The sequence below is a fragment of the Streptomyces olivaceoviridis genome, from assembly GCF_014650115.1.
GTDB lineage: Bacteria > Actinomycetota > Actinomycetes > Streptomycetales > Streptomycetaceae > Streptomyces > Streptomyces olivaceoviridis.
This window is the reverse complement of the sequence record NZ_BMUI01000018.1, coordinates 107,086-119,924: the sequence shown is the minus strand read 5'-3', so window position 1 is coordinate 119,924 and position 12,839 is coordinate 107,086. Positions and strand designations below refer to the sequence as shown.

Below are 12,839 nucleotides of genomic sequence, written 5' to 3'. Positions count from 1 at the left end.
CTAGAGCGTCGGCAGAGGTCCCGTGTCATACGGCTTGCCCGAGTGGTTCGTCCGTACGGCAGCCGACGTCCCCGGCACGGTCAGACATGACCCCCGCTCGCTCGCCTCGCACCGCGCACACAGAAGAGGCAGCACCCTGACTACGACGTTTCGAGAACTCGGAATCCTCCCCGAGACCGCCGAGGCCCTGGAGGCCGTCGGCATCACCACCCCCTTCCCCATCCAGGAGATGACACTCCCCGTCGCCCTCTCCGGCACGGATGTCATCGGCCAGGCCAAGACCGGCACCGGCAAGACGCTGGGCTTCGGTCTTCCGCTCCTGGAGCGCGTCACCGTCCCCGCCGACGTGGAGGCCGGACGCGCCGCCCCCGAGGACCTCACGGACGCCCCGCAGGCGCTCGTCGTCGTCCCCACGCGTGAGCTGTGCACCCAGGTCACCAACGACCTGCTGACGGCCGGCAAGGTCCGTAACGTGCGCGTGGTCGCGATCTACGGCGGCCGGGCCTACGAGCCCCAGGTGGAAGCCCTGAAGAAGGGCGTCGACGTGGTCGTCGGCACCCCGGGCCGCCTGCTCGACCTCGCGGGCCAGAAGAAGCTCGACCTGAAGCACGTCAAGTGCCTGGTCCTCGACGAGGCCGACGAGATGCTCGACCTGGGCTTCCTGCCCGACGTCGAGAAGATCGTCAACATGCTGCCGGCCAAGCGCCAGACGATGCTGTTCTCGGCCACGATGCCGGGCGCGGTCATCGGCCTCGCCCGCCGCTACATGTCCCGGCCCACGCACATCCGCGCCACCGCGCCGGACGACGAGGGCGCCACGGTCGCGAACATCAAGCAGTTCGTCTACCGCGCGCACAACATGGACAAGCCGGAGATGGCCGCCCGCATCCTTCAGGCCGAGGGCCGCGGGCTGGCGATGATCTTCTGCCGTACCAAGCGCACCGCCGCCGACATCGCCGAGCAGCTCCAGCGCCGTGGGTTCGCCTCCGGCGCGGTCCACGGCGACCTCGGCCAGGGCGCCCGCGAGCAGGCCCTGCGGGCCTTCCGCAACGGCAAGGTCGACGTCCTCGTCTGCACCGACGTCGCCGCGCGCGGCATCGACGTCGAGGGCGTGACCCACGTCATCAACTACCAGTCCCCCGAGGACGAGAAGACGTACCTGCACCGCATCGGCCGCACCGGCCGCGCGGGCGCCAAGGGTACGGCGATCACGTTCGTCGACTGGGACGACATCCCGCGCTGGCAGCTGATCAACAAGGCGCTGGAGCTGGACTTCAACGACCCGGTGGAGACGTATTCGAGCTCCCCGCACCTGTTCTCCGACCTCGGCATCCCCGAGGGCACCAAGGGCACCCTGCCCCGCTCCGCGCGGACCCGCGCCGGGCTGGACGCGGAGGAGCTGGAGGACCTGGGCGAGACCGGCGGACGGGGCGGTCGCGGCCGTGGTGGCCGCGGTGGCCGTGCCGAGTCGGCCCCGGCCGAGCGTGAGCGTCCGGCCCGTACGCCGCGCCGCCGTCGCCGCACGCGCGGTGGCACCCCGCTGGACGCCTCCCCTGCCGCGCCGGCCCCGGAGACCTCCGGTACCGAGGAGACGCCGGCCGCGACCCGCACCCCGCGCCGCCGTCGCCGTACGCGCGGCGGAGCGTCGGCGGAGCCGGTGACGGCCGCCGCCACGCAGACGACGGCCCCCGAGTCCGCCGTCGAGACGGTGACCACGGCCGAGGGCCCCGCTGCTCTCGACGCCCCGGAGAAGCCGCGCCACCGCCGCACCCGCCGGCCGGCCGCGACCGAGGCCCCGGTGACCGAGGCCCCGGTGACCGAGTCCGCCGTGGCCCCGGCTCAGGCCGAGCCCCCGGTGGCGGAGCCCGCCGCCGAGGCCACCCCGGCCGCGGAGACCAAGCCGCGCCGCCGCACTCGCAAGACGGCCGAGGCCGCCACCCCGGCGGAGACGGCGCTGGACACGGCCGAGACCGCCGCCCCGGCGGAGACGGCACCCGACACGGGCGAGACCACCGAGGCGAAGCCGCGCCGGACCCGCAAGGCAGCGGCTGCCGAGCCGGAGACGGTCGAGGCCGAGGCCAAGCCCCGCCGCACCCGGAAGACCGCGGCTGCCGCCGAGGCCGCCGTGGACACCGCCGAGGCCACGGAAACCAAGCCCCGCCGGACCCGCAAGGCCACGGTCGCCGAGCCGGAGACGGTCGAGGCCGAGGCCAAGCCCCGCCGCACCCGGAAGACCACTGCCGCCGCCGAGCCCGAGGCGGCCGAGACCGAGGCCAAGCCCCGCCGCACCCGCAAGACCACTGCCGCCGCCGAGGCCGCCGTGGACACCGCGGAAGCGACCGAGGCCAAGCCGCGGCGGACCCGCAAGACCGCCGCCACGGCACCCGAGGCCACCGAAACGGAGGCCGAGGCCAAGCCGCGGCGGACGCGGAAGACGGCCGCTGCCGCCGAGGCCGCCGTGGACACCGCCGAGGGCACGGAAGCCAAGCCGCGCCGTACGCGGAAGGCGACCGCAGCCGCCGTGGACACCACGGAGGCCACCGAGGCCAAGCCGCGCCGGACCCGCAAGACCGCCGCAGCCGCGCCGGAAGCCCCCGAGGCCGAGGCCAAGCCGCGCCGGACGCGGAAGACGGCCACCGCGGCCGTGGACGCGGTCGACGGCGAGGCGGTCACCGCTCCGAAGGCACGACGGACCCGTAAGGCCGTTGCCGAGGCGGCTGTTCCGGAGATTCCGGCACAGGCCACCGAGGAGCCGGAGGCCAAGCCGCGCCGGACCCGCAAGACCGCGGCGTCCGCTGCCGAGGCGGCCGGTGAGAGCGTCGAGACGACGCCCAAGCCGCGCCGGACCCGTAAGGCCACGGCGGCCGTGGAGGCTCCGGAGGCCTGACCGCACCCCGCGTGTGCGGCAGCGTAAGTGCCGGTCCGATGGCCGGGTTCACGACAGTGGACCCGGCCATCGCCGTTTCCGGAGGCACTTGGCGCCCACCCGCGCCACCACCCCACCCCGTGCCCCCGGTCCCACGCTCCCACCCCCACCCCGCCACACGCTCCCACCTCACCCCGCCCCACCATCCACCCCCTCACCCGTCCACTCCCGATCAGCCGGCCCCGCCACCTCCCGATAACCTCTCCCCATGAGCAGGCCCCCCACCTTCGTCGCGCCCCCCGGCGCCCGCGCGTACCGCCTTCGAACGGCGCGCGGTGAATTCGCCGTGGTCGACGCGCCCGTGGCCGCCGGTGTCGAGCCGAAGGGCGTCGCGCTGCTGCTGCCGGGGTTCACCGGCAGCAAGGAGGACTTCAATCCGCTGCACGTGCCGCTCGCCCGGCGCGGATACCGGACCGTCGCCGTGGACGGGCGGGGCCAGTTCGAGTCGGACGGACCGGCGACGGACGAGTCCACCTACGCGCAGGAGGAGTTGGCGCGGGACGTGCTCGCGCAGGTGGAGGCGATCGGCGGCCCGGTGCATCTGCTGGGGCACTCCCTCGGCGGTCAGATCGCGCGCGCGGCCGTGCTGCTCGACCACACACCCTTCCTGTCGTTCACCCTGATGGCCTCGGGCCCGGCGCAGATCTCGACGCCCCAGCAGGAGCGCGTGAAGCTGCTCCGGGACGCGCTCGCGGTGCTGAGCATGGCGGAGGTGTGGGAGACGATCCAGGCGATGGAGCCGCCGGAGGAGACGGAGACGCCGACGCTCGACGCGGGCCTGGACGACCGGGACGACCTGCGGCGCCGCTGGCTGGGCACCAAGCCCGCGCAACTCCTCGCCACCGGCCGCCAGTTGTGTGAGGAGCCGGACCGCGTCGCCGAACTGGCGGCCGTACCGCTGCCGTTCCACGTGCTGTCGGGCGCACGGGACGACACCTGGCCGCTGCCGCTGCTCGACGACATGGCGGTGCGGCTCAAGGCGCGTCGGACGGTCGTCGAGGGCGCCGAGCACTCCCCCAACACCGACCGCCCGCTGGAGACGGCCCGCGCGCTCGCCGGCTTCTGGGACGACGCCCCGGGCACCGCGCGGTAGGACGAACGCCTAGTACTGCGACTGGAGATGCTCCCAGAACCCGTCCCTGAGCGACCGCCGCAGATCCGCCTGGCCGCGCAGGGAGTACTGGAGCAGCTCCTCGGCCTCGACCAGCAGGTCCTGGTCGACGGAGCCGGGCAGGTAGGGGTGGCCCGGGAACAGTTCGACCATCGCCTCGCGGCCCCGGGAGGCGAGCCATCGCGCCGCGATCTGGGCGCCGACGAAGCGCACGTCCTCGCGGCTGGGGCGGGCTCCGCCGGCGGGCTCGAACGCGGCGGCCGTGCGCCGGGAGACGTACGGCTTGAAGAACTCCAGGTCGAAGGTGCGCTGGCTGTCGACCTCCCAGAGCAACGGCTCGGCCTGGTTGCGGCCTTCGGGCGCCTCGATGCCCCAGAGGTGGACGCGGGCGCCGTAGCCCTGGGCCGCCTCGACCGCCGAGACCAGGTCCTCGTCGCCGCCGAGGAGGGCCGCGTCGCTGATCGCGCGGTGCCGCGCCAGTGACTCCAGGTCGGTCCGGATCAGCGAGTCGACGCCCTTCTGCTGGTTGTTGGCGTTGAGGTTGCCGAGGCGGACCTTGACGTCGGGCAGTTCGGCGATGACCTGCTGCTCGGCGGTGTGGATGCGGCGCCGGGCGCCGTCGTACCAGTAGACGCGCAGCAGCCGGCTGTCCGCGAAGATGGTCCGCGCCTTGTCGATGAGGGCGTCGATCAGGCCCTCGGCGTCCAGGTCGAAGGCGCGGCGGTCCTCGGTCCCGGCGACCAGCCGGCCGACGGCCGCGTACAGGTAGCCCGCGTCGACGAAGATCGCATGGGTCGAGGGCGTCTTGGCCACCTCGGCGAGCATGCGTTCCAGCAGCTCGTTCGTGCGGTCGATACGGGCGCCGAGGGCGGCCAGGTCGTCGTTCATCACCTTCATTGTCCCGGTGGTCACAGTGCGAACACAACCGGTCCCGGTGGGTCCCTCTCCGGTCCCGGACATGTCGCTTACCGGTCGGTAATTAGTTGTTCGAAAAATTTCTTTAGCGTAGGGAATGTTTGTAACAAGCAGCGCGTTGACTACGTACGACGCCGGATACACCAGACGTCACACGAAGTAGTTCTCCGCAGGAGGATGACCAGACGAAGGGAGAAGCCATGCGCTTCGAAATCATGCGACTCGACGAGGTCGACGGCACCGCCGTGGACAGCACCGTCGTGGACGCCGCCTCCGTCAACCGGATCGTTCAGCAGGCCGCCGCCATCGGGCAGCGCCTGTGGATCCGCCCGGCCGAGACCCCGGCCTCGTAACCCGCACGCGGGCCTGTCCGCCACTCAAGCTTTCCGGGGGAGCCGAGCCGCCGACGGCTCAGCTCCCCCGGATCACCTGAGTGACCCCGTTGATGATCTGCTGCACGGCGATCGCGGAGAGCATCATGCCCGCGAGCCGCGTCACCAGGACGACACCGCCGTCCTTGATGACCCGGATGATCAGCAGCGAGTAACGCATCACCAGCCACAGCACCACATGGATCGCGAGGATCGCGGACCACACCGAGAGCTGCGTGGACACGCTGTCGGCCTTCTGCACGGCCAGGATCACGGACACGATCGCACCGGGCCCCGCCAGCAGCGGCATGCCCAGCGGTACGAGCGCCACGTTCACGTCCTTGGTCTGCTTGGGCTCGTCGGTCTTGCCCGTCAGCAGATCCAGCGCGATCAGCAGGAGCAGCAGCCCGCCCGCGATCATCAGGGCGGGCACGGACACGTGCAGGTAGTTCAGGATCTGGTGCCCCAGGACGCCGAAGACGGCGATGACCCCGCCCGCCACGCAGACGGCCTGGAAGGCCATCCGCCGCTGCACCTTGGCCGGCCGCCCGGCGGTCAGGGCGAGGAAGATCGGGGTGATCCCGGGGGGATCCATGATGACGAAGAGGGTCAGGAACAGGGAGCCGAAGACGGCGATGTCGAACATGGGGGAAGTGCAGGCCTTGCGGGAAGAGGAACTACGGGCGTGAGGCGGTCCGGACCGCGGGCATGAGGCAGTACGGACCGCAGGTGTGAAGCGGTACGGCGGGTCGACCCCGGGGCCTCAGGCTCCGCCGGTCCCCGGCACCGGGAACGCGCCCGTCGCCCGCCGGGTGATCTCCCCGTACACCTCGGGGTCGGTGGTGAAGGCGCCCAGCGCCACGGTCTTGCGGCTGCCGTGGTAGTCCGAGGAGCCCGTGACCAGCAGCCCCAGCTCCTTCGCCAGGCCCCGCAGGCGGTCCCGGGCGTCGGCGTCGTGGTCCATGTGGTCGACCTCGATGCCGTCCAGACCGGCCTCGGCCATCTCCGCGATTCGGGACTCCGGCACGGTACGGCCGCGCTTGGCGGCGGCCGGGTGCGCGAACACGCAGACCCCGCCGGCGGCCTTGACCAGCCGGATCGCCTCGAAGGGGTCGGTCTCGTGCTTCTCCACGAAGGCCCGCCCGCCGTCGGCCAGCCACTCCTCGGTGAACGCGTCGCTCACCGTCGGTACGACGCCCAGCTCGACCAGCGCCGAGGCGACGTGCGGACGCCCCACCGAGCCTCCGGCGGCGATCCGCTCGACCTGCTCCCAGGTGACCGGCACGCCCAGCGCGTTCAGCTTGGCGACCATCCCCTTGGCCCGCGGCACCCGGTCGTCCCGGACCAGCTCGCGCTCGGCGAGCAGAGCGGGCTCCTCGGGGTCGAACAGGTAGGCCAGCAGGTGCATCGAGACGCCGTCGACCCGGCAGGACAGCTCGGCCCCGGTGACCAGCGTCAGCCCCTCGGGCAGCGCGCCGATCGCCTCGCCGTACCCCCGCGTGGTGTCGTGATCGGTCAGCGCGACGACGTCCAGGCCGGCGGCGGCGGCGTTCCGCACCAGCTCGGCCGGGCTGTCCGTACCGTCGGACGCCGTGGAGTGACAGTGCAGGTCAATGCGCACGACAACTCCAGAACACCGGCGGAAGCAAGGGGACACCTAAGGATAACGGTGTTTTCGACTCCGCCTGTCACACCCGAAACCACTCAGCGCCCCCTACTGCGACCCCTCAGGGGCGCGGGGAGCCGCGCGACACGCCACGACGCACCCGCGACCGCCCGCGGAGCGCACTCGGCACCCCCGTGGGCGCTACGGCCGGAGCAAGCGCGGCGACAACGCTCCGCAGGGCACCAGATCCAGCTCCGCCCCCGCCTCCCGCAGGTCGGTCAGCACCAGCTCGTCGTACATGAGCAGACCGGCCTGCTCGGGCCACATCACCGCCCACAGCCACATCCCGAGCGCCTCGCCGGCGAAGACGGCGCGGTCGTCCGGGGTGCGGTAGACGTGCCAGAGCGGGGTGGGGCGACCCGCGGCCAGCACCTTGGCCTCCGGCGGCTTCTCCACGTTCATGTACGACCCCGGGTCCGGACCGTCGATGCCGGCGTAGTGCGCGCCGAGGCCGACGCCCAGCTCCTCGGCGATCAGGATCAGCTCGCCCGGCCCGCCGAGCGGTCCGGGGCCGGAGCAGGCCACCGCGGTCGCCCGGCCGCCGCTGCGGTCGTCGCCGGCGTACGCCACACCCGTGAACAGCCAGCCGACCGGCAGCGGCCACGGCATCCACACCGGCACCTGTGTGCGGTGCACCACGACGTTGAGCGCCTCGACGCTGGGCGGGATCACGGGCTGTAGCGGATACACCGTGCCGTGCACGTCGCACTGCCACGCGTCGGCGAAGAGTCCGGGAGCCCTGACCCGGCCACCGCACCTCGGGCAACTGGGTTCGCCCCTCATAGGGCTCCACGGTCCTACCCCTGCCCGCCCACGTCAAGGACGATCACCCGTCCGGACCGAACAGCCGTCCCGATCCCCCGCCGAAGGCGATAGATGCATCTTGCATTATTTAGTCGAGCTAACTTACTATATGCATAACCCAACTATCTATGTGAGAACGGGAGAAGCACATGGACCCCTTCGACGCGGGAGCCGGCGGCCTCCTGCGACAGCCCAAGGCGGTCTGGGCCACGGCCGGCGCCTCCGTCGTCGCCTTCATGGGCATCGGCCTCGTCGACCCGATCCTGCCGTCGATCGCGCAGGGCCTGCACGCCACCGCCAGCCAGGTGTCCCTGCTCTTCACCTCGTACTTCCTGATCACCGCCGTCGCGATGCTGCTGACCGGCTTCGTCTCCAGCCGCATCGGCGGGCGCAAGACCCTGCTACTCGGTCTCGCCTTCGTGGTGGTCTTCGCGGGCCTGGCCGGCACCTCCGGCTCCGTCGGCCAGCTCGTAGGGTTCCGGGCCGGCTGGGGGCTCGGCAACGCGCTCTTCGTCTCCACCGCCCTCGCGGTGATCGTCGGCGCGGCGGCCGGGGGCAGCGCGGCGGCGATCCTGCTCTACGAGTCCGCGCTCGGCCTCGGCATGGCCTGCGGCCCACTGCTCGGCGCGGTCCTCGGCAACGTGAGCTGGCGCTACCCCTTCTTCGGCACGGCCACGCTGATGGCGATCGGCTTCCTGTGCATCACGGCGTTCCTGAAGGAGCAGCCGAAGCCGGCCCGGAAGACCTCGGTCCTGGACCCGCTCAAGGCGCTCGGCCACGGCGGCCTGGCCTCGGCGGCGGTCTCGGCGTTCTTCTACAACTACACGTTCTTCACCGTGCTGGCCTTCACGCCGTTCGTGCTCAACATGACGCCGTACCGCTCGGGCGCGGTCTTCTTCGCCTGGGGTGTGCTGCTCGCCGTCTTCTCGGTGATCGTCGCCCCGCGCATGCAGGCCCGGTTCGGCTCGCTGAGGGTGCTCGGCGGCTCGCTGGTGCTGCTCGCGGCGGACGTGCTCGTGCTCGGCTACGGCGGCCACACCGCGGCCGTCGTCTGCACGATCCTGTCCGGTGCCTTCATCGGCGTGAACAACACGGTCTACACCGAGCTGGCCCTCGGGGTGTCGGACGCCCCGCGCCCGGTGGCGAGCGCGGGCTACAACTTCGTCCGCTGGTTCGCCGCCGCCGCGGCGCCCTACTTCGCGCCGAAGATCGAGGAGTGGACCGACATCCACGTCCCGTTCGTGGTCGCGGCCGTCACGGCGGTGCTCGGCGCGCTCGTGGTCGTCGTCCGGCGGCGGGCCCTCACCCACGAGGCCGAGGAACTGGAACCGAGGCACGCCACCGAGGACGGGGGCGGCGTCTTCGCCAACTGACCGGATCCGGCCTTGTGTTGGTGAGATCGGTCACTCGCGGCCGGTGCCGTGTCAGTCCAGCGGGACGGATCCGCGGGCGGGGTCCCGCAGGTCCGTCCCGTGTCCGAGCCAGCGCTCCTGGAGGGCCTGGGCGCCGTGCACCCGCTTCCAGGCGGCCTCGTTCGGGGTCATCGGCAGCAGCGGCAGGAACCGCACCGGGTCCATCGGGGCGTCCAGCTCCAGGTCCTCCACCAGCCCGCCGGGCTCGCCCACCAGCACGGAGCTGAAGGGGGCGCCGGGCCACAGCGGCTCACCCACGTCCAGCGAGGCACCCGGGATCACCACCAGGCCCTCCACCTGTGGAGTCGCGGCGAGCACGGCGAGCGGGCGGAGCACCTTGTCGGTGTCGGCGAGGCCCGCGCGGACCGACAGGACCAGTTCGGCGCGGGGACCCCCCACCGGGTCGGCGAGCATCGCCGTCGGGTCCGTCATGGGGTGCTGGGACATGCCGAGGGTGGCGTAGCGGACGACGTCCCCCTCCTGGAAGCGGAGCACCTCGATGCGGTCCGTGCCGAGGAAGGTGACCGAGGCGCGGGCGTCCGGTTCGCCCAGCGCGGTGGTCAACCGGGCTTCGACCAGAGGAAGAACATCAGCCATGTGCCGAGCATAGAACTCGTCAGCAGCGGGCAAAGCGGCGCCTTGACAGTACGGGCGGCTGGTACTCTGAGCCGGTGGTTCGGGGCCAGCACGCCGAAGCGTGCCGTCGGGTCCCGACGCCGATGGGACTCCCTTACGAGGGACCGGCCGGAGGAGGTGGGGCTGTCATGGATCGAAGTCGACCGTGCAGTACCACTCGCTCTTCCGGCTGCTGATGTAGTTACCGGCTGGCCGCCGCCTTCCCTTGCGCTCCGTCGTTCGGAAGAGCACTTCGTTTCGCTTTGCCTGATCTGTCTGACCTGAATCAGTTCTGCGTCAGCAGCGAAGTCGCCACCGTGACGGTGCGGTGCTCCCCGCTTTGTGGACGTGCCAAACACACGCACTCAGGACGTCCCCATTCCGGGTAGTTCCACCCGTCGCCGCGTGCCCTCGCTGCCCGCCCGCGAAGGAGCCTGCCCATGTCGATGATCCGCGACCTGCGCGCCGTGGTCCGCCCGTCGTCCCGTGTCTCGCTGCGCAAGGACACGAGCACGTCGTACGACGCCACGCGCGCCCCCGGCACCCCCTCGGCCGTCGTCGACTGCGCCGTCTACCGCGACGGCGCCCGCGTGCAGAGCCCGGGGCCGCTCAGCCCACAGGAGGCCATGCGGCTGGTGCGCCGTGACGGCGGCTTCGTCTGGATCGGGCTGCACGAGCCGACCGAGGCCGAATTCGCCGGTATCGCGGGCGAGTTCGGACTGCACCCGCTGGCCGTCGAGGACGCCGTGCAGGCCCACCAGCGGCCGAAGCTGGAGCGGTACGACGACTCGCTGTTCACCGTCTTCAAGACCATCCACTACGTCGAGCACGACCGGCTCACCGCCAACAGCGAGGTCGTGGAGACCGGCGAGGTGATGTGCTTCACCGGCCGGGACTTCTTCATCACCGTCCGGCACGGCGGCCAGGGTTCGCTGCGCGCCCTGCGGCACCGCCTCCAGGACGACCCGGAGCTGCTCGCCAAGGGCCCCTCGGCCGTGCTGCACGCCATCGCCGACCACGTCGTGGACGGCTACATCGCGGTCGCCGACGCCGTCCAGGACGACATCGACGAGGTGGAGACCGAGGTGTTCTCACCCGGCCGCCGGGGCGGGGTCTCGCGCGGTGTGGACTCCGCGCGGATCTACCAACTCAAGCGCGAGGTACTGGAGTTCAAGCGGGCGGTGGCACCGCTGCTGCGGCCGATGCAGCTGCTGAGCGAGCGGCCGATGCGGCTGATCGACCCGGACATCCAGAAGTACTTCCGGGACGTCGCCGACCACCTCGCCCGGGTCCAGGAGCAGGTGCTGGGCTTCGACGAACTGCTCAACTCCATCCTCCAGGCCAACCTCGCGCAGGCCTCCGTCGCGCAGAACGAGGACATGCGCAAGATCACCGCATGGGCGGCCATCATCGCCGTACCGACGATGGTGTGCGGGGTGTACGGCATGAACTTCCAGTACATGCCCGAGCTGCACTGGAGGTACGGCTACCCGGTGATCATGGGCATCACGGCCGCGCTGTGTCTGGGCATCCACCGCACGCTGAAGCGCAACGGCTGGCTGTGAGCGGGCCGGTACGGCCTGGTTAGGCTGGGACGCATGACAAGCGAGCTGCTCGACCGGGCCCTCATCGAGGAGGCCGCGAAGAAGTCCGGCCTGATCTGGGTCAGGGGCACCGGGGCACCGGCCGCGCGTGCGCTGTGGCACGTGTGGCACGAGGGCGCGGTGTGCGTGGTCGGTGACGGTCCCGGTGAGCAGCCGTTGGAGGGGCTGGCCGACGGGGGCTCCGCCGAGGTGAGCGTGCGCAGCAAGGACAAGGGCGGCCGGCTGGTGACGTTCACGGCGACCGTGTCCGAGCTGGCGTCCGGTTCGCCTCAGTGGGAGGCGGCCGTCGCCGAGCTGAAGGGCAAGCGGCTGAACGCCCCCGACGGCGAGCGGATGCCGGCCCGCTGGGCCCGCGAGTGCCGGGTGCTCCGCCTGGCACCGACGGGACCGGTGGCCCCGCTGCCGGACGGCGACCTGGCGCAGCGCCCGGTGACGACGCCCGCGACCACCCGCAGACCGGTACCGGCGGGCCTGCCGAAACTGTTGCTCGGACGCCGGAAGGGCAAGTGACCGGCAGCCCCCGCGGCAACCGTCCCACGCCCCCGCCACTCCCCTACGACGTCGGCAGCTGTCTGCCGTAGTCCACCGTTTCCGACTCGGCCGGTTCCTCGACGGTGAAGTTCTTGCCCCAGTCGGAGAAGCGGAGCGTCCCCGCGTCGCCGGCGCGGACCAGGCGCAGGGGATAGGGCGTGCCCTGGAGGGACACGTCCAGGGTGCCGCCGGCGCCCTTGTCGCCGGTGATGCGGATCGTGCGGGTACCCGCCCCGTCGGTGTGGTGGCCGTCCGTCGCCAACGCGCCGTGCAGCGTGAGGAGACCGTCGAGGAGGACGTCCTTGTCCGTGAAACCGCTGAACTTCTTGTACGAGGGATCGCCCTGCGGCACCTTCACATACTTGCCGTCCAGCTTGCCCGCGGCGCCGTCGCTGCCGTCGGCGTGGTTCCAGAAGTCCGCGTCGGCCTTCAGGTACAGCTCCTCGCCGATCCGCAGCAGCTTGAAGGTCGCCCCCTGCGAGGTCACCGACCCGGTCCCGCCGGCGTTCTTGAGCCGCATGTCCAGCCGGTACGTACGGCCACCGCTGACCACGGTCCCGGCCAGCCGCACGGCAGACGCCGCCTCCGCCGCCGCCCGCGTCTTCGCCTGGATCCTGTCGGCGGGCAGCTTGCCCACCCCGTTGGTGCCCGCGTCCGGGTCGTCGCCGCCGCACCCCGACAGCACCATCGCTCCCGTCACGGCCAGTGCGCAGGTCGCGGTCAGCAGCGCGGTCCGGCGGGTACGGCCCCGGGGCATCGCAGTCACGGGTGAGGTCGCCTTCCTGACGGTTCCTGAGCGGCGTACCGCAGCGTACCGGTGCCCCGGCCGCCCGGCGGAGCCAGTCCGTCCGGACACCCCACCAGGGCGTATCCGGGCGGTACGG

At 71.9% G+C, this 12,839-nt stretch carries 12 protein-coding genes; 6 read left to right on the top strand and 6 right to left on the bottom strand.

Going from position 1 to position 12,839, the window contains the following annotated elements; translation table 11 throughout:
- The first annotated feature begins 229 nt into the window (after positions 1-229).
- Positions 230-2,887: a DEAD/DEAH box helicase gene (locus IE273_RS29170; RefSeq protein ID WP_189818225.1), complete on the top strand. Its 2,658-nt coding sequence runs from the start codon at positions 230-232 to the stop codon at positions 2,885-2,887.
- A 247-nt stretch (positions 2,888-3,134) separates the two neighbouring features.
- Positions 3,135-4,019: an alpha/beta fold hydrolase gene (locus tag IE273_RS29165; protein ID WP_189818154.1), complete on the top strand. Its 885-nt coding sequence runs from the start codon at positions 3,135-3,137 to the stop codon at positions 4,017-4,019.
- A gap of 9 nt (positions 4,020-4,028) precedes the next feature.
- On the opposite strand, the gene IE273_RS29160 is transcribed toward IE273_RS29165, so the two are convergent.
- Positions 4,029-4,934: an NYN domain-containing protein gene (locus IE273_RS29160; RefSeq protein ID WP_189818224.1), complete on the bottom strand. Its 906-nt coding sequence runs from the start codon at positions 4,932-4,934 to the stop codon at positions 4,029-4,031.
- Positions 4,935-5,152: 218 nt separating this feature from the next.
- Between IE273_RS29160 and IE273_RS29155 the strand changes: the two genes are divergently transcribed.
- Entirely contained in the window at positions 5,153-5,305 is a 153-nt protein-coding gene (locus tag IE273_RS29155; RefSeq protein ID WP_014674826.1) for a DUF8834 family protein, read from the top strand.
- 58 nt (positions 5,306-5,363) lie between these two features.
- Here IE273_RS29155 and IE273_RS29150 read toward each other — a convergent pair whose 3' ends face one another.
- The 3 genes from IE273_RS29150 to IE273_RS29140 form a co-directional block, all read right to left on the bottom strand.
- Positions 5,364-5,969, bottom strand: coding sequence for a MarC family protein (locus IE273_RS29150; protein WP_014674825.1), 606 nt, complete (start codon positions 5,967-5,969; stop codon positions 5,364-5,366).
- 117 nt (positions 5,970-6,086) lie between these two features.
- On the bottom strand, positions 6,087-6,944 hold the full coding sequence (locus IE273_RS29145) for a PHP domain-containing protein (protein ID WP_189818153.1): 858 nt from the start codon (positions 6,942-6,944) through the stop codon (positions 6,087-6,089).
- 186 nt (positions 6,945-7,130) lie between these two features.
- Positions 7,131-7,772 carry a DUF6758 family protein gene (locus tag IE273_RS29140; RefSeq protein ID WP_189818152.1) on the bottom strand — a complete coding sequence of 214 codons (642 nt, stop codon included), beginning with the start codon at positions 7,770-7,772 and terminating at the stop codon, positions 7,131-7,133.
- 170 nt (positions 7,773-7,942) lie between these two features.
- Here IE273_RS29140 and IE273_RS29135 point away from each other — a divergent pair, with 170 nt between their 5' ends.
- A complete protein-coding gene (locus tag IE273_RS29135; RefSeq protein WP_189818151.1) occupies positions 7,943-9,166 on the top strand; it encodes an MFS transporter in 1,224 nt (407 codons plus the stop codon).
- A gap of 51 nt (positions 9,167-9,217) precedes the next feature.
- On the opposite strand, the gene IE273_RS29130 is transcribed toward IE273_RS29135, so the two are convergent.
- Positions 9,218-9,802 carry a suppressor of fused domain protein gene (locus IE273_RS29130; RefSeq protein ID WP_189818150.1) on the bottom strand — a complete coding sequence of 195 codons (585 nt, stop codon included), beginning with the start codon at positions 9,800-9,802 and terminating at the stop codon, positions 9,218-9,220.
- A 458-nt stretch (positions 9,803-10,260) separates the two neighbouring features.
- Here IE273_RS29130 and IE273_RS29125 point away from each other — a divergent pair, with 458 nt between their 5' ends.
- Positions 10,261-11,385, top strand: coding sequence for a magnesium and cobalt transport protein CorA (locus IE273_RS29125; RefSeq protein WP_014674820.1), 1,125 nt, complete (start codon positions 10,261-10,263; stop codon positions 11,383-11,385).
- Between the two features lie 33 nt (positions 11,386-11,418).
- A complete protein-coding gene (locus IE273_RS29120; protein ID WP_189818149.1) occupies positions 11,419-11,934 on the top strand; it encodes a hypothetical protein in 516 nt (171 codons plus the stop codon).
- A 43-nt stretch (positions 11,935-11,977) separates the two neighbouring features.
- Here IE273_RS29120 and IE273_RS29115 read toward each other — a convergent pair whose 3' ends face one another.
- Positions 11,978-12,721, bottom strand: a complete 744-nt coding sequence (locus IE273_RS29115; RefSeq protein WP_373309406.1) for a hypothetical protein — start codon at positions 12,719-12,721, stop codon at positions 11,978-11,980.
- Positions 12,722-12,839: the final 118 nt, after the last annotated feature.

What these genes read in the sequence shown, in the direction of transcription:
- IE273_RS29170 (WP_189818225.1), top strand. Translation starts at nt 230, where the DNA reads ATGACACTCCCCGTCGCCCTCTCCGGCACGGATGTCATCGGCCAGGCC.
- IE273_RS29165 (WP_189818154.1), top strand. Translation starts at nt 3,135, where the DNA reads ATGAGCAGGCCCCCCACCTTCGTCGCGCCCCCCGGCGCCCGCGCGTAC.
- IE273_RS29160 (WP_189818224.1), bottom strand. Translation starts at nt 4,934, where the DNA reads ATGAAGGTGATGAACGACGACCTGGCCGCCCTCGGCGCCCGTATCGAC.
- IE273_RS29155 (WP_014674826.1), top strand. Translation starts at nt 5,153, where the DNA reads ATGCGCTTCGAAATCATGCGACTCGACGAGGTCGACGGCACCGCCGTG.
- IE273_RS29150 (WP_014674825.1), bottom strand. Translation starts at nt 5,969, where the DNA reads ATGTTCGACATCGCCGTCTTCGGCTCCCTGTTCCTGACCCTCTTCGTC.
- IE273_RS29140 (WP_189818152.1), bottom strand. Translation starts at nt 7,772, where the DNA reads ATGAGGGGCGAACCCAGTTGCCCGAGGTGCGGTGGCCGGGTCAGGGCT.
- IE273_RS29135 (WP_189818151.1), top strand. Translation starts at nt 7,943, where the DNA reads ATGGACCCCTTCGACGCGGGAGCCGGCGGCCTCCTGCGACAGCCCAAG.
- IE273_RS29130 (WP_189818150.1), bottom strand. Translation starts at nt 9,802, where the DNA reads ATGGCTGATGTTCTTCCTCTGGTCGAAGCCCGGTTGACCACCGCGCTG.
- IE273_RS29125 (WP_014674820.1), top strand. Translation starts at nt 10,261, where the DNA reads ATGTCGATGATCCGCGACCTGCGCGCCGTGGTCCGCCCGTCGTCCCGT.
- IE273_RS29120 (WP_189818149.1), top strand. Translation starts at nt 11,419, where the DNA reads ATGACAAGCGAGCTGCTCGACCGGGCCCTCATCGAGGAGGCCGCGAAG.